Here is a 19,507-nt window from a genome sequence, read left to right on the forward strand (position 1 = left end):
GTCCGGTGATGCGGCGTCCGTTCGGACGGCTCCGAGCTGTGGATTCGGCGAGCATGTTCACGATGCTGACCGTACCTAACAACCGACATGCGCACTGGGCGACACTCGCACCGCCCCGCGTCGCGCACTACTCTGCTGACTCGGCGCGCCCCCGTGCCGCAATCACTCGAGTGAGGAACTGTCGAACGTCATGAAGCAGAGATCTGTCGGCTCCAGCGGGCTGCGTGTGTCGAGACTCGGACTCGGCACCCTCGGATGGGGCAGCGGCACCGACGGCGACGACGCCGCTGCTCAGCTGTCCGCGTTCGCGGACGCCGGTGGAACTCTCGTCGACACGTCGCCGGCCTACGGTGACGGCCGCGCACAGCGAGTTCTCGCCGAGGTCCTCGACGACGTCGTCCCGCGCCGCAATCTGATCGTCAGCGGTGCTGCCGGCGTGTCGACGCAGCGCGACACCTACCGCGTGGACTGCTCGCGACGCGCTCTGTTGGGCCAGTTGGAGGAAACTCTGCGCGAACTGGGCACCGATTACCTGGATCTGTGGCAGGTCGCGGCCTGGGATCCGAATACACCGGTCGACGAGATCGCGGCCACACTGGACTACGCGGTGACGAGCGGCAAGGTGCGCTACGTCGGGGCGCGCGGTCACCTCGGGTGGCAACTCGCGACGGCGGCGGGAGCGGCAGGAGCGGGCCGCATTGTCGCGACACAGGCCGAGTACTCCCTGCTCGCACGCGGCATCGAGGACGAGCTGATTCCTGCGGCGGTGCATCACGGCGTCGGCGTCCTTGCGGCCGTTCCGCTCGCGGGCGGTGTTCTGACCGGCAAGTACCGCAAGGGCACGCCTGCGGACTCGCGCGGCGCCGACGACCTGCACGCACACTCCATCGCCGCGTATCTCACCGACACTTCCGACAACGTCGTCGACGCCACCGTCACCGCGGCCAGTGGACTCGGCACGTCGCCTCTCGCGGTGTCGCTGGCCTGGGCGCGTGATCGACCCGGCGTCAGTGCTGCCATCGTCGGCGCCCGCGATCTGGCGCAGCTGACGGGCGTACTGGTCGCCGAGGATCTCGAACTCCCGCGCGCCATCACGTCGGCGTTGAACGACGTCAGCAGCTGATCATGGACAGGCTAACCTTGTTCGCGTGAACGGATTGCGCGCGAAGCGGACACGGCTGGCCTTCGGAATCGTCGCCGCGGTGTCGTCCGTCGTCCTCGTCTCGTGCGCGGGGACGGATGCCGGGAACGGCGGTGAGTCCGCGGGCTCGATCGGACCGCGCACGGCGGTCGTCGAGAATCCGGATCCGGAACCCATCACCGACGCGCCTGCACCCGCGCTGCCCGTCACGACGCGGAGTCTGGACGGAGTCGACGTCACGGTGTCCGACACCAGCCGGATCGTGGCAGCCGACCAGTACGGCACTCTCGCCACGACGGTGTATGCCCTCGGACTCGGTGACAACCTCGTCGGCCGCGACACGTCCGCCGATTTCCCGGCGGTCGCCGACGTCACCGACGTGACCCCTGGCGGCCATTCGCTCAGCGCAGAAGGAATCCTCGCGCTGAACCCCACCGTCGTGCTGACCGACACGAGCATCGGGCCACGCGCGGTCCAGGACCAGTTGCGGGCTGCGGGCATCCCGGTCGTCTACTTCGACCCGACGCGCACTCTCGACGGCGTCGGACCGCAGATCGAGGCCGTCGCGTCGGCTCTCGGCGTTCCCGACCGGGGCGCACGACTCGCCGAGCGCACAGCCTCCGAGATCGACGCCGCGACACGCGCGGCGCCGACCGACGGTGACCCGCTGAAGATCGCGTTCCTGTACATGCGCGGTCCCGCGATCAAGATGCTCGCCGGACCCGGCTCGGGAGCGGATTCGCTCGTCGCAGCGCTGGGCGCCGACGACGCGGGGACCGCATCCGGCCTGACCCAGCAGTTCGTGCCGGTCACCAGCGAAGCGCTGATCGCAGCCGCACCCGACGTCATACTGATGATGACCGACGGCCTCGAGTCCATCGGCGGCATCGAGGGCCTCGAACAGGTGCCCGGGATCGCCCAGACGCCGGCCGGGCAGTCCGAGCGCATCGTGGACATGGCCGACGGCGTGATCCTCAGCTTCGGTCCGAACACCGGAAAAGTACTCGACGCCCTCGCGAAGGCCGTCTACGAACCGGCTTCATGACGTCCCACGCAGAGACACAGGTCGGGTCGACGCCGGAACGGCACCGACACCTGCGCACCTGGGCGGTGTTCGGTGTGCTCGCGGCACTCGTCGTCGTGCTGGCTCTGGTCTCCGCCTGTACGGGCCAGGTGCAGACGACCCCGTTGGAAGTCGTCGGAAGCATCTTCCACCGCATCGGTCTCGACGTCGGCCCCATGCCGTCGCATCCGAGCGGCGACGTCACGCTCTGGCAAGTTCGCTTCCCGCGCATCGCGCTCGGAGCCGTCGTGGGCGCAAGCCTGGGCTGCGCGGGCGCATTGCTGCAAGGCGTTTTCGCCAACCCGCTCGCCGAGCCGGGCGTCATCGGTGTGTCGTCGGGAGCAGCGGTCGGCGCGTCGTCCGTGTTCGTGCTCGGAAGCGCATTCGCGGGCGTCTGGTCGGTCGCCACCGCCGCGTTCCTCGGCGGGCTGATCACGACCGTGCTGGTCTATCTCCTCGCGCGCGGGGGCGGCCGGACCGAGGTGGTGACGCTCATCCTCACCGGCGTCGCGATCAACGCCTTCGCGGGCGGCTTGATCGCGTTCTTCACGTTCGTGGCGTCGCCCGCGGCTCGCGATCAGATCGTCTTCTGGCAGCTCGGATCGCTGTCCGGGGCCACCTGGCAGGCTGTCGCCGTAGTCGCTCCGCTGGCGGTGGTCGGGATCGCGGCGTCGATGGCCATCGCGCACCGGCTCGATCTCCTTGCGCTCGGCGAGAACGTCGCACGACACCTCGGCGTCGACGTCGAACGGCTGCGACAGTTCGCCATCGTCGTCGTCGCGCTGTTGGTGGCGTCCGGGGTCGCGTTCACCGGCATCATCCTGTTCGTCGGGCTCGTCGTCCCGCATCTGATGCGCATGCTTCTCGGACCGGCGCACCGCACGCTGATTCCCTCAAGCGCATTGGGCGGTGCCGTGGTGTTGATCGGCTCCGATCTGCTGGCCCGCTCGCTCGTCGCGAACGTCGACATGCCGCTCGGCATGATCACGTCGCTGATCGGCGCGCCGTTCTTCTTCTGGATGTTGCGCCGCACACGAGCGAAACAGGGCGGATGGGCATGAGGCTGTTCTCCCGCCGACACGACGAACTCACCCCCGTCACGCCGGGCGACGTCACACTGCGCGCCCGAGGCGTCGACGCAGTTCGGTCCGGTCGTACCGTTCTGCGGTCGCTCGACCTGGACATCGTCGCAGGCGAGGTTCTCGCACTCGTCGGACCGAACGGGGCAGGCAAGTCGACGGCCCTCGGAGTGCTCGCCGGAGAGACCGACCCCCAGGCGGGCACGGTCGAACTACAGGGGCGACCGTTGTCGTCGTGGTCGGACGTTCGAGTCGCGCGTCGGCGAGCCGTTTTGCCCCAACAGCACACCGTCGGTTTCTCGTTCACCGTCGAACAGGTCGTGAGGATGGGCCGATCGCCGTGGAACGGAACGCCGTACCAAGACGGGGACGACGTATCGATCGCGGCCGCGATGGACGAGTGCGACGTCGCTCGGTTCGCGCACCGACCGTTCTCGAGTCTGTCCGGCGGCGAACGAGCCCGCGCGTCCCTCGCCCGAGTTCTCGCCCAGGACACCACGACCCTGCTCCTGGACGAGCCGACGGCCGCGCTCGACCTCGGTCACCAGGAAACGGTGATGTCCGTCGCACGTGGACGCGCACTCGCCGGGAGTGCAGTCGTCGTCGTTCTGCACGATCTGGGTCTCGCAGCCGCGTACGCCGACCGGATCGCGGTGCTGCACGACGGCTCGCTCGAAGCCGTAGGTAGCCCGAGGACGGTCCTGCGGGCGGACCTGCTGTCCCGGGTCTACGGTCATTCCGTCGAGGTACTCGATCACCCCGTGACCGGCGCTCTGCTCGTGCTGCCGGTGCGCGACGGCTCGTCGCGCCCGGAGTCAGCCGACGTCGATCAGTGAGCTCATCCGCCCCAGAAGCGACCTCATCGGTGACGACTCGCTGGTCGACGAGTCGACCGGAGTCGCATGGTTGACGGCGTCGCGCACCGCAGCGATGACGCTGCGTTCGTCGGCGATGTCGACCTCGGTCATCGACTGCTCGGCGACGGCCGAGACGTCGGACTCGTCCGGGACGGCGGACGACATGGTCGCGCGGTAGACCGCCAGATACAACGTGCCTCGGTGAACACGGAACGCGAACGGCCGACCGTCGTCGGTCCTGCCGAATCCGTTGGCGTGGGATCCCGTGGTGATCTCTTCGACGTCGAATCGGTCGGATTGGGCGTGCTGGAGTGAAGTGCCTGCGGTGTCGAAACGATCTTCGGTTTCCAACTCGACTCCTCGTTTTCTCCCCGCGAACCACGGTACCGCCACGCGCAGATCGGTCCGAGTCGGGTCCGACGACGGGCTCGCCGGAGCGATCAGGCAGGCTTGGGAGCGGTCACCGAGAACACGAACGTTGTCAGGAGCAGACGAAACCGATGGAACACACACAGTCGCCGCGGCGGATCGCTCTGGTCATGGCGGCCGCTTCGGCTGTGCTTCTCGCGACGGCGTGCTCGAGCGACAGCAGCGACGAACCCGATGCCGTGAACCTCGAACCGGTGACGAGAGTGGACTCCCCCGACACTGCGGTACCCCCGATCGGCGTCGTCACCGACTCCCCTTCCGGTCTGCATTCCACCACATTCGACGCCGACACGCGCTCCGTCGTCGCGCTGTCCGACGACCTGATGTCGCTTGTCGTGTTCACCGCTCCCGACGGCCAGATCGCCGACCAACCACCTCGTGAGATCTCACTACCGGGAGCGGCCGCCGGGATCGCCGACGCCGGTGACGGTCGCCTGCTGCTACCGATGGACCGATCGCTCGTCGAAGTCGATCTGCGCACGTCGGACATCGACTCCATTCCGATCGACGCGAATCTGACGAGCGCGGCGCGCCTCGACGACGGCCGCTTCGCCGCGGGTGACGACGGTGGCACGATTCACGTCGTCGACCCGGACGGCGATCGGTCACAGGTCGAGACGGTCGGCGGTCTGACGTCGGTCGACGCGCTGGCATCGACCCAGTACGGCGTGACCGCTCTCGACCGCCACCAGACCTCGCTCACCGAGGTGAAAGTCGACGACGGTTCCCTCGGCCTCGCCTTGCGAGCCGGCGAAGGAGCGGCGCACCTCGACACCGACAGGTTCGGACGGATTCTGGTCACCGACACCGTCGGACGCGAACTGCTGGTCTACTCCTCCGAGGATCTGCTGCTCCGTCAGCGCTTTCCGGTCGATGCGCAGCCGTGGGCCGTCGCCTACGATGACAAGTCCGACGTCGTCTGGATCAGTTTGCCCGGAGACAACGAAGTGGTCGGATACACGCTGGACACGGGCATTCCGGTCGAGGTCGCACGGTTCCCGACCGTCCGGCAGCCGGATTCGATCGCGGTGGATTCCGACACCGGTGACCTGTTCGTCGGGTCGGCGACCGGGAATGGACTGCAGCGAATTTCGGTTGCCGAGGGGCGATAGAACACCAGCGAAAGGCAATGCCACAGTGCCGAAATCCACAGTGCCGAAATTCACTGCGCCGAAAACGACCACCGCACGCACCCGCGTTCCGTCCGACTGGGACATCACCTCCGAGGATTGGGAGTACATTCCCCTCCGCCTGCCTCCGGACGTCACACGCGTGACAGCATCGATGCGGCTCGCAATTCAGGCCGAGTTCGGCGGCTGGGAGCTGTCCCGGGTCCGGCTGTACACGGACGGCAGTCGACGGGTTCTGCTCAAACGCAAGAAGACGGCCTATCACGTTCCCGAACCGGGCATGTAAGTGTCCCTCGACCGGGACTCCAAGTAGAGAGAAGATCTGTGGGTCACACGTTGTATCGCGCTTTGCTCCGGCTGATGTTCCTTCTCCCGCCCGAGAAGATTCACCACATTGCCTTCGGCGCGATGCGCGCTGTGACCGCGTTCGCACCCCTACGGGCGCTCGTGCAGAAAATCCTCGTCGTCGACGATCCGTTGTTGCGCAGCACGGTGTTCGGCGTCGAGTTCCCCGCGCCTCTCGGTCTCGCGGCCGGATTCGACAAGAACGCCGACGGTGTCGACGCCTGGGGTCCTCTCGGGTTCGGGTTCGCCGAAATCGGCACCGTCACCGCTCAGGCTCAGCCCGGCAACCCGCAGCCCCGCCTGTTCCGCCTTCCCGACGACCGAGCCCTCGTCAATCGCATGGGCTTCAACAATCACGGCGCAGGCGCTGCGGCCGGAATCCTGCGTGGTCGTCGGGGCATGATTCCGATCGGCGCGAACATCGGCAAGACGAAGGTCACACCGGCAGCCGAAGCCGCCGCCGACTACACCGCAAGCGCAACCCTCCTCGGACCGCTGGCCGACTTTTTGGTCGTGAACGTCAGTTCGCCGAACACACCGGGTCTGCGTGACCTGCAGGCAGTGGAATCCCTGCGGCCGATCCTCTCCGCAGTACAGAGCGTCGTGTCGATTCCGGTTCTGGTGAAGATCGCTCCCGACCTGTCGGACGACGATATCGACGCCGTCGCCGATCTGGCGGTCGAGCTCGAACTGGACGGAATCGTCGCGACGAACACGACGATCTCCCGGACAGGCCTGCGCACCGATCGTGCCGTCGTCGAGGCCGCGGGCGCAGGTGGAGTGTCGGGCGCGCCGGTGGCCGAACGCTCGCTGGAGGTGCTCCGACGGCTGTACGCCCGCGTGGGGGGCCGAATCGCGCTGATCTCTGTCGGTGGCATCGAGACGCCCGATCAGGCATGGGAGCGGATCACGGCAGGCGCGTCCCTCGTGCAGGGCTACACCGGATTCATCTACGGTGGCCCGTTCTGGATGCGGCGTATCAACAAGGGCATCGCCGAACGTGTTCGCGCAGGCGGCTTTTCGACGCTGTCGGACGCGGTGGGGTCGGCGAGCCGCTGACGATCGTGTGGGGCGCGCGGACGACACACCGCACGCCCCACACCATCACGCCTCGTAGACGCCGGTCAGCAATGCACGTCCGATGGCGTGCGAGAAGAGATTGAACCCGAGGTACGCCGGCGTGGCCGTGTCGTCGACCTCCAGTCGCTCCACGTCCACGGCGTGCACGGCGAAGATGTACCGATGCGGGCCGTGTCCGGCGGGCGGCGCGGCACCGATGTAGCGGGCAAGGCCTGCGTCGTTCTTCAATGTGATTGCCGAGCTGGGGATTCCGGTGCCGCCGTCGTCACCTGCACCCGCGACGAGCGACGTCGTGTCCGCCGGAATGTTCGCGACGGCCCAATGCCAGAACCCGGATGCGGTCGGCGCGTCGGGATCGTACGCGGTGACCACGAAGCTCTTGGTGCCCTCGGGGAAGCCGGACCACGACAGCTGCGGTGAATTGTCGTGTCCTCCCGCGCCCATGATTCCGCTGACCTGCTGCAGATCGAGCGTCGCCCCTTCCTGGAGATCTTCCGAGGTGAGCTGAAACGACGGCAGGTCGGGCAGCGCGGCGTACGGGTCGAATGTCATCGACGGTCCTTTCGTAGCGATCCTGAGTGCAGCTGGGGGTCTCAGCTGTGGAGCAGAAAGTGTTCCAGTACCTGTGTACCGAACTCGAGCGAAGCGACGGGTACCCGCTCGTCGACTCCATGGAACAACGCGGCGAAGTCGAGTTCCGGTGGGAGCCTGAGCGGAGCGAATCCGAAGCAGCGAATTCCCAACCGCGCGAACGCTTTGGCGTCGGTGCCGCCGGAGAGCATGTACGGAACGGTCCGCCCGTTCGCGTCGTGAGCCAGGACGGCGTCGTTCATCGCGTCGACGAGGTGACCGTCGAACGTGGTCTCGTACGAATCGAGCTTGGTGATCCATTCGCGTTCGACGTTCGGACCGATCAGTTCGTCGACCTCTCGCTCGAACTCGGCCTGACGACCCGGCACGACGCGGCAATCGACCATCGCCTCGGCCGTCTGCGGAATCACGTTGGCCTTGTATCCCGCCTTCAGCATCGTCGGGTTGGCCGTGTCGCGCAGCGTGGCACCGACGATGCGAGCGATACTTCCCAGCTTCTGCAGGGTGCCGTCGAGATCCGGGGACGTCGGATCGAAATCCAGACCGGTCTCTTCGGAGACCGCGGCAAGAAACTCCGCGACCGAGTCGGAAATCACCAGCGGAAACGTGTGATTGCCGAGTTTGGCCACTGCCTCGGCAAGGTAGGTCACCGCGTTCTCGTCGTGCAGGAAGGATCCGTGTCCGGCACGCGCCTTCGCGGTCAGCTTCATCCAGCCGAGACCCTTCTCGGCCGTCTCGACCATGTACAGCCGCCTCTCGGTGCCGTCCGGACGCGCGACGGTCAGCGAGAAGCCACCGACCTCTCCCACTGCCTCGGTCACACCCTCGAACAGGTCGGGACGGTTGTCGACGAGCCAGTGCGAACCCCACTTGCCGCCGTTCTCCTCGTCGGCGAGGAACGCGAACATGATGGTGCGAGGCGGAACGGTTCCGCGCGACTTGAACTGTCTGGCCAGCGCGAGCGCCATGCCGACCATGTCCTTCATGTCGACGGCGCCACGTCCCCAGACGTAGCCGTCCTCGACCGCCCCCGAGAACGGATGGACACTCCAGTCGGCGGGTTCGGCGGGAACGACGTCGAGGTGGCCGTGGATCATCAACGTGCCGCGGTCGGGATCGGCGCCTGCGAGCGTCGCGAAGACATTGCCTCGGCCGGGAGCACCGGACTCGACGTACACCGTCTCGTATCCGACCTCCTCGAGTTTCCGCGCCACCCACTCCGCGCATTCCTTCTCGCCCTTGGTGGTCTCGAGTTCGCCCGTGTTGGACGTGTCGAATCGGATCAGGGCACTGACGAGATCGACGACCTCGTCCAGTGCTGTGGTCGGGACTGTCGCTGGTGCGGAGTTATCGGCTGAAGACACCACACTTTCCTACCACCTGTCCGGGATGCGCGGGTGACGTGACGGGTCGGATGACGTGCGGATTTGGGAGATCGGGCGTCTCTCGTATAGCTTTAACGAGCACACAGCGACCGGGTGTGCGAGCGACGGAGTGCTCGTCGAACAACAGAACAACGCAAACTGGTCCGAGTGGCGGAATGGCAGACGCGCTAGCTTGAGGTGCTAGTGTCCTATTAACGGACGTGGGGGTTCAAGTCCCCCCTCGGACACCAGAGATCGACACCGACGCCTCGGTGAGATCGAACAAGATCTGAGTTGAGACAGACGACGTAGGCCCCGATTCCTTTGGAGTCGGGGCCTACGTCGTTGTTCTCGATTCGGTCGTCGTCCGGCTACAGTCCTTGTCCGGATGCAGTCGAGTGACAGGCGCCTGCCTGGGAGGAAAACGAAGATGACCGACGCCGCCACCGGTATCGATCCCGCCGATCTCGAGACGTGCCTACGGGTGCTGAAGCTCGCAGGCGATCTGGACAAGAATCACCCTGATTCCATTGTCGTGCAGCGGGCGTCGGGGCAGATGTTCAAGGACCTCAAGCGGGCTCGTCGTATCGCTGCCCGCAACGCGAAGTCCGAAGCGGACCGGGCCGTCGTCGCCGCCACCGCAACGGGCTCCCCCGACCGCATCGACGACGAGACGGCAGGTCTGTCACTGACAGCACGTGCGACGGGGGAATTCGCGGGTACGCTCATCCGGCCTCGCCCCTGCTACATCTGCAAGCAGCGCTACACCCAGGTCGACGCGTTCTACCACCAGCTGTGCCCGGACTGCGCTGCGACGAACCGCAGCAAGCGCGACGCAGGCACCGACCTCACGGGACGGCGCGCACTGCTGACCGGCGGACGCGCCAAGATCGGCATGTACATCGCCCTGCGGCTTCTGCGCGACGGTGCCCACACCACGATCACCACTCGCTTCCCGAACGACGCGATCCGACGGTTCAGCGCCATGGAGGACAGCGACAAGTGGCTGCATCGTCTGCGCATCGTCGGAATCGATCTCCGCGACCCCGCTCAGGTTGTGGCTCTTGCCGATTCGGTCGCAGCCGAGGGTCCGCTGGACATTCTCATCAACAACGCGGCGCAGACGGTGAAGCGCTCGGCCGGGTCGTACAGTGCGTTGATCGACGCGGAATCCGAAGCGCTGCCGTCGGGTCCGCGACCCGATGTGATCACCTTCGGCAAGACGAGCGAGGCGCATCCGGCCGCACTGACGAGCGCGTTGCCCGGCACTGCCGTGGGCGCGGTCGCAGGCACGTTGACGGCGGACGCCGTGAGTTCGCTTGCGCTCGTGGCCGGTTCGGCAACAGCCGAACGTATCGAGCAGGGCATCGCCATCGACGCCGGTGGTCTCGTGCCCGATCTCGCGGACACGAACAGCTGGGTGCACACCGTCGATCAGGTCGATCCCGTCGAACTCCTCGAAGTGCAGCTGTGCAATTCCGTCGCGCCGTTCATCCTCGTCAGTCGTCTTCGTGCCGCCATGGAATCCTCGCCCGCGCGTCGCAAGTACGTCGTCAACGTCTCGGCGATGGAAGGCCAGTTCGGCCGCGCATACAAGGGTCCCGGTCACCCGCACACCAATATGGCGAAGGCGGCGCTGAACATGCTGACGCGCACCAGCGCCAAGGAGATGCGCGAGAAGGGCATTCTCATGACGGCCGTCGACACCGGATGGATCACCGACGAGCGCCCGCATCCGACCAAGATGCGGCTCGCCGACGAGGGATTCCACGCACCGCTCGACCTGGTCGACGGCGCAGCACGGGTCTACGACCCGATCGTCCAGGGCGAACTCGGGGTGGACCTCTACGGCCAGTTCCTGAAGGATTTCGTGCCCTCTCCCTGGTGATCGTGTCGCCTACGTTTGTGCTGCGACGGTCACGGTTATACGAGACACTCGGCAACATACGGGGCGAAAACAGGGTGGTCACAACATGGGCGACGACGTCGACCGGCGCAAGTTCACCCGTCAGGACCGGCATCGGTTCCGGCAGAAGGTCCAGGACTGTCTGGACGCACTCGCGACGATGCTCGCGCACGACACGTTCGACGTCGGCGAGCCGAGAATCGGCATGGAGGTCGAGCTGAATCTCGTCGACGACGAGATGGCTCCCGCGATGGCCAATGCGACGGTCCTCGACGCCATTGCCGATCCGGATTATCAGACCGAACTCGGCCAGTTCAACATCGAGATCAACGTCGAGCCGCGGCCGATGCGCGGCGACAGCATCGGGGCGTTGGAGTCGGACCTTCGTCGGTCGCTCAACGCCGCCGACGAGCGAGCGCGCGAGTCGGGCAGCCGTCTCGTCATGATCGGAATGCTTCCGACGTTGACCGAGAAGCACTTCGAGCATCGGTGGCTCTCGTCGAATCCTCGATACGATCTGCTCAATCAGCAGATCTTCGCCGCGCGAGGTGAGGACATCGAGTTGCAGATTCCCGGCGTTCGCCTGCCGGGATCGACCGCCGCCGAAGATCTGAACACGATCACCGACACCATTCTTCCCGAGGCTGCATGCACGTCGATGCAACTGCACCTGCAGGTCTCCCCCGACGACTTCGCCTCGTACTGGAACGGTGCGCAGGCGCTCGCGGGCATTCAGGTTGCGCTGGCGGCGAATTCACCGTTCCTCGCGGGCCGCGCGCTGTGGCACGAAACTCGAATTCCGTTGTTCGAGCAGGCGACCGACACCCGCCCGCTGGAGCTGAAGAACCAGGGCGTCCGCCCCCGCGTGTGGTTCGGAGAACGCTGGATCACGTCCATCTTCGATCTGTTCGAGGAGAATTCGCGCTACTTCCCCGCCCTGCTCCCGGTCTGCAGCGACGAGGACCCGAAAGAGGTTCTCGCGCAGGGTGGTACACCTGAGTTGTCGGAGCTGCGGATGCACAACGGGACGGTGTACCGCTGGAACCGCCCGATCTACGATCGCTCCGACGGCGGCCACCACATCAGGCTGGAGAACCGAGTACTGCCCGCCGCGCCGACGGTCGTCGACAGCCTCGCCGATGCCGCGTTCTATTACGGAACGCTACGGACTCTCGCAGAAGCCGATCGTCCGCTGTGGTCGCAGATGTCGTACGACGCGGCCGCCGAGAATCTACATTCCGCGGCCCGCAGCGGATTCGATGCGCGTCTGTACTGGCCCGAGGTCGGGTGGGTCAGTCCGCAGGAACTGGTGTTGCGACGCCTGCTGCCGATGGCCGATGCCGGTCTTGCGGCGTACGGCGTCGACGCGGAGGTGCGGGACCGCTATCTCGGTGTGATCGAGGGCCGGTGCCTGGCGAAGGTCTCCGGTTCGGTGTGGCAACGGAACTCCGTCGTCGACCGCGAACGCGCCGGGCAGTCTCGTGACGACGCGCTCTCGGGCATGTTGGCCGACTACGTCACGCAGATGAACGAGGGCGGACCCGTACACACCTGGTCGTTCTAGCGCCTACGATCGACACATGCTCTACCGAGCTGTCGCCGACGTCACGGTGGTGGTGCATCTGGCATTCATCGCCTACGTCGTCGCGGGCGGGTTCGTGGCGTGGCGTCTGCCGAGAACGATCTGGCTCCACGTCTGCGCCGTCGCATGGGGTTTCACGTCGGTCGTCGTCGGCGTCGACTGCCCGCTGACGGCGGTGGAGAACTGGGCGCGGGTCCGTGCCGGCGTCGCGGAACTGCCGTCGACGGGCTTCATCAGCCACTACCTGACCGGCGTCGTGTATCCCGAGAGCGCGCTGGGCGCCGTAAGGCTGGCCGCTGCGTTCGCGGTGCTCGTCTCCTGGATCGGATACGCGCATCTGCGGGTCCACTCCCACCGGGAGGCGGGAGTGGAGCCTGCGGAATGACCCGGGGGGCGGGAGTGGAGCCTGCGGAATGACCCGGGGTGCGGGAGTGGAGCCTGCGGAATGACCCGGGGTGCGGGAGTGGAGCCTGCGGAGTGACCGAGGGGGTCTTCGACTCCCGTGGAGATCCGCGTTACTGTCCAGTACATGACTTCGTCACGCGAGCACGACATCGTCGTCTACGGTGCAACCGGTTTCGTCGGCAAGCTCACCGCCGCCTACCTTGCGTCCCATGCCCCCGCGAACACGTCGATCGCCCTGGCTGGACGGTCGCTGTCGAAGCTGGAGGAAGTCCGACGTTCGCTTCCCGCTTCGGCGGCCGAGTGGCCGTTGATCCAGGCCGATGCCGCCGACACCGACGCACTTCGCACGATGGCCGAGAGCACGCGTGTCGTCATCACGACGGTCGGCCCGTATGCGAAGTACGGCCTTCCGCTGACCACCGCGTGCGCCGAGGCAGGGACGGACTACGTCGACCTCACCGGTGAGGTGCTCTTCACGCGAGAGAGCATCGACACCAACGAGGAGATCGCCCGACGCACGGGCGCACGGATCGTGCACGCCTGCGGATTCGATTCCATCCCTTCCGATCTCGGCGTCCATGTCCTGCACGCGGCCGTCGCAGCCGACGGTGCGGGCGAGATGACCGACACCACCCTCGTGGTCACCTCGATGCGCGGCGGCGTCAGCGGCGGAACCATCGACTCGTTGCGCACACAGATCGAGGTCGTCAAGAAGGACAAGAAGCTGCGACGTCTGGCCGCGAGTCCGTACACGTTGAGCCCGGACCGGTCTCGTGAACCCGACCTGGGTCGGCAGTCCGACGTGCAACTGGTCGACGGCAAGGACATCGCTCCCGGCGTGAAGGGGTGGAAGGCGCCGTTCGTCATGGCGTCGGCCAACACCCGTGTCGTGCGACGCAGCAACGCACTACGAGACTGGGCCTACGGCAGGAAGTTTCGCTATCGCGAGGTCATGAGCGTCGGCTCGTCCGTTGCTTCCCCGCTCGTCGCCGGCGCCGTGTCCGCCGGGTTGGGCGCGATGGTGTTCGCGATGACGGTCGCGCCGAAGAAGCTTCTCGATCGTGTTCTGGTTGCGCCCGGCAGCGGCCCGAGCACGAAAGCTCAGGAGAACGGACACTTCACGGTCGACATCTACACGACCACGACAACCGGTGCCCGCTACCGTTCGCGCGTGAAGGCGAAGGGCGATCCTGGATACAAGGCGACCTCGGTCATGCTCTCCGAATCCGCTCTTGCCTTGGCGTTCGACCGGGATCGTCTGCCCGACGCGGCAGGGGTGCTGACGCCCGCGACTGCGATCGGCGACGCCCTGGTGACCCGCCTGCGTGACGCCGGGTTCGAGATTCGAGCCGAGAAGGCGTGACCGTCGACGACCTCATACGGTCGTACGACGCCGCCCTCGGGATCGATTCCGGCGCAAGCTGTTTCACCGTCGGTGACTTCGGTTCGATGCTGTCCGCGACGCTCCCCGTAGCAGAACTGGCGAGTGGAGCAGTCGCGTCGTTCGCTGCGGCGGTCGACCGCTACCGGGTGGCCCACGGACTTCCGACGAGTGCGTGGCACCTCGACCCGGGACGGATCACCGCATCGTTCTCCGGCGATCGGATGTTGCGGATCGACGACGCTCCGGTTCAGGGATTCGCAGAGTTGTCCGGGTTCTTCCGCAGCGCCGACGGCTGGGTCCGCACGCACGCGAACTATCCGCACCACCGGCGTGCTCTGCTCGCCGCCCTCGGCCTGCCGGACGATGCCGACCGCGGGGCGGCGGCGTCGCTCATCGGCAAGCTGACGGGACAGGACATCGAGGATCGGTGTGCCGCCGCCTCTGCCGTCGCTGTCCGGGTGCGCACTGAGGCCGAGTGGACCCGCGACGCTGCGTCGGTCGCCGATTCCGGCCCACTGATACGAACCGCGGCCGGGTCTCGATCATCAGGGAGACGACGTTCGGGCGCTCGGTCCGACGCGACGGCCGACGCGCCGATGCGCGGCATCCGGGTGCTCGACATGACGCGTGTGATCGCCGGGCCCGTCTCGACGCGGGCCCTCGCGCTGCTGGGTGCGGACGTGCTCCGCGTCGACCCTCCGCAGATGCCGGAGATCGAGTGGCAGCATCTCGAGAACGGACAGGGTAAGCGGTCCGCACTTCTCGACATCCGTGCGTCCGACGACGCCGAGGTACTTCGCGATCTCGTCGCGACTGCCGACGTCGTCGTCACCGGATACCGCCCCGGCGCGCTGGAGGCGTTCGGGCTCGACGTCCTGCCTGCGGGCGTCGTACACGGTCGCGTGTCGGCGTGGGGGCACGGGCCATGGGTGGATCGACGCGGGTTCGACAGCATCGTCCAGGCGGCCACCGGGATTTCGCTCGTCGAAGGCACGTCCGAGAAACCCGGAGCCCTGCCGGCGCAAGCGCTCGACCACGCGAGTGGTTACTTGCTCGCCGCCGCGGTCGTCGACGCGCTGACAGCGCAACTTTCGGGCAACGACTCGCTCGATGTGTCGGTCTCGTTGGCACGGACCGGTGCGTGGCTACGGGGCCGACGGGGACGCGTCACGCATCCGGTGGCGTCGACACTGCCCGGCGACGAGACGACAGTCCAGCACGGTTCGATCCGTGCCGCACGGCCCGCGTTGATCGAGTACTGCGACTATCCGTCGCCGGCTCGTCGATTCGGATCCGACCAACCGGCTTTCCGGTGACCTGAGAACCCGACTCAGGACGCGGGAGCAGGCAGCTTGGACGCCTCCTGGTAGAGCGTCTTCGCTTCCTTCGGCGAATCGACCTGCGGCGGGGATCCCTCGAGCGGCTGTGTCGCGGATTCGCGAAGGAATCCGACCGCGACGAGGCCGATGACGCCACTGAGAATCAGATAGAACGCGGGGACCATGGCACTGCCCGTCGCCGAGACCAGCGCCGACGTGACGAGCGGGGTCGTGCCGCCGAACAGCGAGACCGACAGGTTGAAGCCGATCGACAGGGCTGCGTATCGGACCCGGGTGGGGAACAGCGCGGGCAGCGTCGATGCGCTCGGCGCCGCGAAGCACGCCAGGATGACACCGAGAACCAGACATCCGATCAACGGTCCGACGAAGCCTGTCCGTTGGATCAACAGGAAGCACGGAATCGCGAGGACGATCTGCGCGACGGCTCCGAAGACGAAGACGGGCTTGCGCCCGATCCAGTCGGTGAGGCGTCCGACGCCCACGATGATCGAGACCACGATGACCATCGCGGACAGCACAAGCAGGTCGGCGCTGAGTTGCGAACGACCGAGCACCTCGGTGAAGTAGGTCGGAAGGTAGCTCGTGACCATGTAGTTGGACACGTTGTACAGCAACACGATTCCCATGCAGATGAGCAGCGCGCGCCAGTGCTGCGTGAAGATCTTGCCGATCTCCTTCGCTCCGCTTTCCTGCTCCTTGACCTTGGAGTCGTGATCGTCGAGCTGCTTCCGGAATGCGGGAGTGTCCTCGAGCTTGAGGCGCAGGTAAAGGCCGATGATTCCCATCGGGCCTGCGATGAAGAACGGTATGCGCCAACCCCATTCGACCATCGTGGCGTCGCCGAGCGCCGCGTTGAGGATCGTCACGAGACCCGAGCCCATCGCGTAACCGACGAAAGTGCCGAAGTCGAGCCAACTTCCGAAGAAGCCACGTCGTTTGTCGGGCGAATACTCGGCGATGAACGTCGTGGCACCGCCGTATTCGCCGCCCGTCGAGAAACCCTGAACGAGACGCGCGACCAGAAGCAGAATCGGAGCCCAGATCCCGATGGTGGCGTAGCTCGGGATCAAACCGACTGCGAGGGTTCCGATGGACATCAGGATCATCGTCGCGGCGAGAACCTTCTGCCTGCCGATGCGGTCACCGAGCGGACCGAAGAACAGACCACCCAGCGGTCGGACGAGGAAGGCCGCAGCGAACGTCGCGAACGTACTGAGAAGCTGAACGCCGGGCGAGGCATCGGGATAGAAGACCTTGCCGAGTGTCGCGGCCAGATAGCCGTAGACGCCGAAGTCGAACCACTCCATCGTGTTGCCGAGCGCGGCGGCCGAGACCGCGCGCTTGAGCATCGGCTGGTCGACGACCGTGATGTCGTCTTCGGTCAGCTTCGGTTTACGGTGCATCAGGCGGGCGAACACGCCCCGCCGCAGATGCCGGACATGTTCGTGTCCCCACCGGGTGTCCTCCGGTGGCGTCTGGGATGACTCGGAATCCTTCGCAACCGTCATTTTCTTAACGTTAGCCAGCATAATTATCAGGTTTCAAACCGTTCGGCGGTCGATGAGTCGGATTCCTCTGCATCCCCGCAGGTCATCTGACCTAAACCTCAATTTTGTTCGCGCACTGCACAATTGGGCCATTTCGGTCAATTCGGACGCGGCCTGGTCGTCGGTGCACACCCCGAAACACCGCGAACACCTCGAACCGGGCACGATCATTCGGTGCGCACTTCCATGCTCCCCGAATCCCACAGCCCGAAAGCGGTGATCGCGTGACCGTCCCCCTGATCGTCGACGTCGACACCGGAATCGACGACTCTCTCGCTCTGCTCTACCTGTTGTCGAGTCCCGAGGCCGAGATTCTGTCGATCGCGTCCACCGCGGGCAACGTCCCGGTGAACCAGGTCGCGGCGAACAACCTGGCCTGGCTCGACCTCTGCGGCGCCACCGACATCGAAGTCACACTCGGCGCGCAGAAGCCACTCGTCGCGCCGCTCATGACGACCGAGGAGACACACGGCCCGCAGGGAATCGGACACGCCGAACTACCACTCTCGACGCGTTTGCTGTCGGATCGCGACGCCGCGACCGCCTGGGTCGAGATCGTCCGTGAACGTCCCGGCGAGGTCACCGGTCTCGTGACAGGCCCTCTGACCAACCTCGCGACGGCCATTCGCGTCGAGCCGGAACTGCCGCGGCTGTTGAAACGATTGGTCGTCATGGGCGGGGCGTTCCACCATCCCGGCAACACGACCCCGACGAGCGAATGGAACATCGCGGTCGACCCCGAGGCAGCGGCCGAGGTCTTCGCGGCGTTCGCCGGTCTGCCCGAAAACCGACTGCCGATCCTGTGCCCGCTGGACGTCACCGAGACGGTGGAGATGTTCCCCGAGCACATCGCGCGGCTCGCGGAACGCGCCGGAAGCACACCGCGAGAGGTTCTGTCGGAGGACGACGCGTCGACGACACGGTCCTCGGCGTCGAACCCCGTCGTCAGACACTTCTCCGACGCCGTTCGGTTCTACTTCGAGTTCCACCGCGACCACGATCAGGGGTTTCTCGCGCACATGCACGATCCCTTCGCGGCTGCCGTGGCGTTGGATCCGAGCATCGCCGTGCAGCGCACCGCGACCGTCGACGTCGAACTCGACGGAAAGCTCACGCGCGGAACGACGGTCGCGGACTACCGGGGAATGTGGGGACGCGAGCACAACGCATCCATCGCGTATGCAACCGACCCCAGCGCCTTCTTCGACGATCTGATCGAACGAGTGGGCGGGCTGGCTGCGCGCCTGTACCCCTAACTCTCCCCCGAATCGAATGCATCGAGGAGTTTCTGGGCGGCCAACGCCGCCGTGAGAGATCCGTCGCGGACGCTTTGTTCGACGTCCGCGCGGATTTTCTTGACGGCCGGGTTCTGCGCCAGCCGCCGGAGCAGCTGATCGTCGACCATCGTCCACGTCCAGTCCACCTGCTGCGTACGTCGTTTCTCGGCGAATTCGCCTGCGTCGGTGAGGATTTCACGATGCCGCAGCACGGTGTCCCAGAAGTCGTCGAGCCCGACTCCTTCGAGCGCGCTCATCGTCAGCACAGGCGGCTTCCAGATCGCGTCGTGCGGGTAGATCATCCGCAGCGCACCCTGCAGTTCGCGCGCGGCACTCTTCGCCTCGATCGCATGCTTGCCGTCGGCCTTGTTGACGGCCACAAGATCGGCGAGCTCGAGCACGCCCTTCTTGATGCCCTGCAGTTGGTCACCGGTGCGTGCCAACGTCAGGAACGCGAAGCAATCGACCATGTTCGCGACGGTGACCTCGGACTGCCCGACGCCGACGGTCTCCACGAGAATGACGTCGAACCCGGCGGCCTCGAGCAGCACGATGGTCTCGCGCGTCGCACGGGCGACGCCACCGAGAGTGCCCGACGTCGGAGACGGCCGGATGTAGGCGTTGTCCTCGACCGTCAGCCGGGCCATGCGCGTCTTGTCACCGAGAATCGAGCCACCGGTACGCGTCGACGACGGATCCACCGCCAACACCGCAACCCGGTGTCCCTTCCCGATCAGATACATCCCGAGCGCATCGATGAACGTCGACTTTCCGACGCCGGGAACACCGGTGATGCCCACCCGATGCGACCCACCCGCCTTGGGCAGCAGCTGCAGAAGCAGCTGCTGCGCCAACTCGCGGTGATCGGTGCGCGTCGATTCGACCAACGTGATCGCCCGGGCAAGACCCGACCGTTCGCCCCTCAGAACCGACTCGGCAACCGCGTCGATGTCGATCTGCCTGCCAGGCTTGTTCGCAGACGTCATG

The 19,507-nt window shown here is 66.2% G+C and carries 18 protein-coding genes and 1 tRNA gene; 14 read left to right on the forward strand and 5 right to left on the reverse strand.

The genetic code is table 11. The features are described 5' to 3' along the window. Positions 1 to 190 precede the first annotated feature (190 nt). From A3K89_RS08535 to A3K89_RS08550, 4 genes are read left to right on the forward strand one after another with little or no spacing between them, the layout of a single operon-like run. A complete protein-coding gene (locus A3K89_RS08535; protein ID WP_068424169.1) occupies positions 191 to 1,123 on the forward strand; it encodes an aldo/keto reductase in 933 nt (310 codons plus the stop codon). A 25-nt stretch (positions 1,124 to 1,148) separates the two neighbouring features. Beyond that, a complete protein-coding gene (locus A3K89_RS08540; RefSeq protein WP_254303471.1) occupies positions 1,149 to 2,186 on the forward strand; it encodes a heme/hemin ABC transporter substrate-binding protein in 1,038 nt (345 codons plus the stop codon). Further along, positions 2,183 to 3,265, forward strand: coding sequence for a FecCD family ABC transporter permease (locus tag A3K89_RS08545; RefSeq protein ID WP_068424171.1), 1,083 nt, complete (start codon positions 2,183 to 2,185; stop codon positions 3,263 to 3,265). Before A3K89_RS08540 ends, A3K89_RS08545 begins: the two co-directional genes overlap by 4 nt. Further along, positions 3,256 to 4,119: a heme ABC transporter ATP-binding protein gene (locus A3K89_RS08550; RefSeq protein ID WP_068424173.1), complete on the forward strand. Its 864-nt coding sequence runs from the start codon at positions 3,256 to 3,258 to the stop codon at positions 4,117 to 4,119. Before A3K89_RS08545 ends, A3K89_RS08550 begins: the two co-directional genes overlap by 10 nt. On the opposite strand, the gene A3K89_RS08555 is transcribed toward A3K89_RS08550, so the two are convergent. Continuing rightward, complete coding sequence (locus A3K89_RS08555; RefSeq protein ID WP_206031326.1) at positions 4,099 to 4,491, reverse strand: hypothetical protein; 393 nt, start codon at positions 4,489 to 4,491, stop codon at positions 4,099 to 4,101. The genes A3K89_RS08550 and A3K89_RS08555 overlap by 21 nt on opposite strands. 149 nt (positions 4,492 to 4,640) lie before the next feature. Between A3K89_RS08555 and A3K89_RS08560 the strand changes: the two genes are divergently transcribed. The 3 genes from A3K89_RS08560 (at position 4,641) to A3K89_RS08570 (ending at position 7,103) form a co-directional block, all read left to right on the forward strand. After that, positions 4,641 to 5,681 (forward strand): YncE family protein, encoded by a 1,041-nt coding sequence (locus tag A3K89_RS08560; RefSeq protein WP_068424175.1) that lies wholly within the window; start codon positions 4,641 to 4,643, stop codon positions 5,679 to 5,681. A 103-nt stretch (positions 5,682 to 5,784) separates the two neighbouring features. Beyond that, entirely contained in the window at positions 5,785 to 5,985 is a 201-nt protein-coding gene (locus A3K89_RS08565; protein ID WP_371828796.1) for a DUF5703 family protein, read from the forward strand. A 50-nt stretch (positions 5,986 to 6,035) separates the two neighbouring features. Beyond that, positions 6,036 to 7,103 (forward strand): quinone-dependent dihydroorotate dehydrogenase, encoded by a 1,068-nt coding sequence (locus A3K89_RS08570; protein WP_068425892.1) that lies wholly within the window; start codon positions 6,036 to 6,038, stop codon positions 7,101 to 7,103. A 45-nt stretch (positions 7,104 to 7,148) separates the two neighbouring features. Here the strand turns inward: A3K89_RS08570 and A3K89_RS08575 are convergent, their stop codons facing one another. Both A3K89_RS08575 and A3K89_RS08580 read right to left on the reverse strand, forming a co-directional pair. Continuing rightward, on the reverse strand, positions 7,149 to 7,676 hold the full coding sequence (locus tag A3K89_RS08575; protein WP_068424179.1) for a YbhB/YbcL family Raf kinase inhibitor-like protein: 528 nt from the start codon (positions 7,674 to 7,676) through the stop codon (positions 7,149 to 7,151). Between the two features lie 41 nt (positions 7,677 to 7,717). Beyond that, a complete protein-coding gene (locus tag A3K89_RS08580) occupies positions 7,718 to 9,079 on the reverse strand; it encodes a M20/M25/M40 family metallo-hydrolase (protein WP_084423732.1) in 1,362 nt (453 codons plus the stop codon). A gap of 162 nt (positions 9,080 to 9,241) precedes the next feature. Between A3K89_RS08580 and A3K89_RS08585 the strand changes: the two genes are divergently transcribed. From A3K89_RS08585 to A3K89_RS08610, 6 genes are all read left to right on the forward strand, one after another. Further along, positions 9,242 to 9,330, forward strand: a tRNA-Leu gene (locus A3K89_RS08585). 179 nt (positions 9,331 to 9,509) lie between these two features. Beyond that, positions 9,510 to 10,967 carry an SDR family NAD(P)-dependent oxidoreductase gene (locus A3K89_RS08590; protein ID WP_068424181.1) on the forward strand — a complete coding sequence of 486 codons (1,458 nt, stop codon included), beginning with the start codon at positions 9,510 to 9,512 and terminating at the stop codon, positions 10,965 to 10,967. Positions 10,968 to 11,052: 85 nt separating this feature from the next. Beyond that, on the forward strand, positions 11,053 to 12,549 hold the full coding sequence (locus tag A3K89_RS08595) for a glutamate-cysteine ligase family protein (RefSeq protein ID WP_068424183.1): 1,497 nt from the start codon (positions 11,053 to 11,055) through the stop codon (positions 12,547 to 12,549). Between the two features lie 16 nt (positions 12,550 to 12,565). Further along, complete coding sequence (locus tag A3K89_RS08600; protein ID WP_068424185.1) at positions 12,566 to 12,952, forward strand: DUF2784 domain-containing protein; 387 nt, start codon at positions 12,566 to 12,568, stop codon at positions 12,950 to 12,952. 144 nt (positions 12,953 to 13,096) lie between these two features. Beyond that, on the forward strand, positions 13,097 to 14,335 hold the full coding sequence (locus A3K89_RS08605; RefSeq protein ID WP_068424187.1) for a saccharopine dehydrogenase family protein: 1,239 nt from the start codon (positions 13,097 to 13,099) through the stop codon (positions 14,333 to 14,335). A gap of 86 nt (positions 14,336 to 14,421) precedes the next feature. Beyond that, positions 14,422 to 15,672, forward strand: a complete 1,251-nt coding sequence (locus A3K89_RS08610; RefSeq protein ID WP_068425899.1) for a CoA transferase — start codon at positions 14,422 to 14,424, stop codon at positions 15,670 to 15,672. 14 nt (positions 15,673 to 15,686) lie between these two features. On the opposite strand, the gene proP is transcribed toward A3K89_RS08610, so the two are convergent. Next, positions 15,687 to 17,204, reverse strand: coding sequence for a glycine betaine/L-proline transporter ProP (proP, locus tag A3K89_RS08615; RefSeq protein ID WP_068424189.1), 1,518 nt, complete (start codon positions 17,202 to 17,204; stop codon positions 15,687 to 15,689). Between the two features lie 263 nt (positions 17,205 to 17,467). Between proP and A3K89_RS08620 the strand changes: the two genes are divergently transcribed. Next, positions 17,468 to 18,499, forward strand: a complete 1,032-nt coding sequence (locus A3K89_RS08620) for a nucleoside hydrolase (protein WP_084423676.1) — start codon at positions 17,468 to 17,470, stop codon at positions 18,497 to 18,499. Here A3K89_RS08620 and meaB read toward each other — a convergent pair. After that, on the reverse strand, positions 18,496 to 19,506 hold the full coding sequence (gene meaB, locus A3K89_RS08625) for a methylmalonyl Co-A mutase-associated GTPase MeaB (protein ID WP_068424191.1): 1,011 nt from the start codon (positions 19,504 to 19,506) through the stop codon (positions 18,496 to 18,498). The two genes, A3K89_RS08620 and meaB, sit on opposite strands and share 4 nt — an antisense overlap. Between the last annotated feature and the right edge of the window lies 1 nt (position 19,507).

Origin of the sequence: Rhodococcoides kyotonense (assembly GCF_001645385.1) — a bacterium.
GTDB classification, from domain to species: domain Bacteria; phylum Actinomycetota; class Actinomycetes; order Mycobacteriales; family Mycobacteriaceae; genus Rhodococcoides; species Rhodococcoides kyotonensis_B.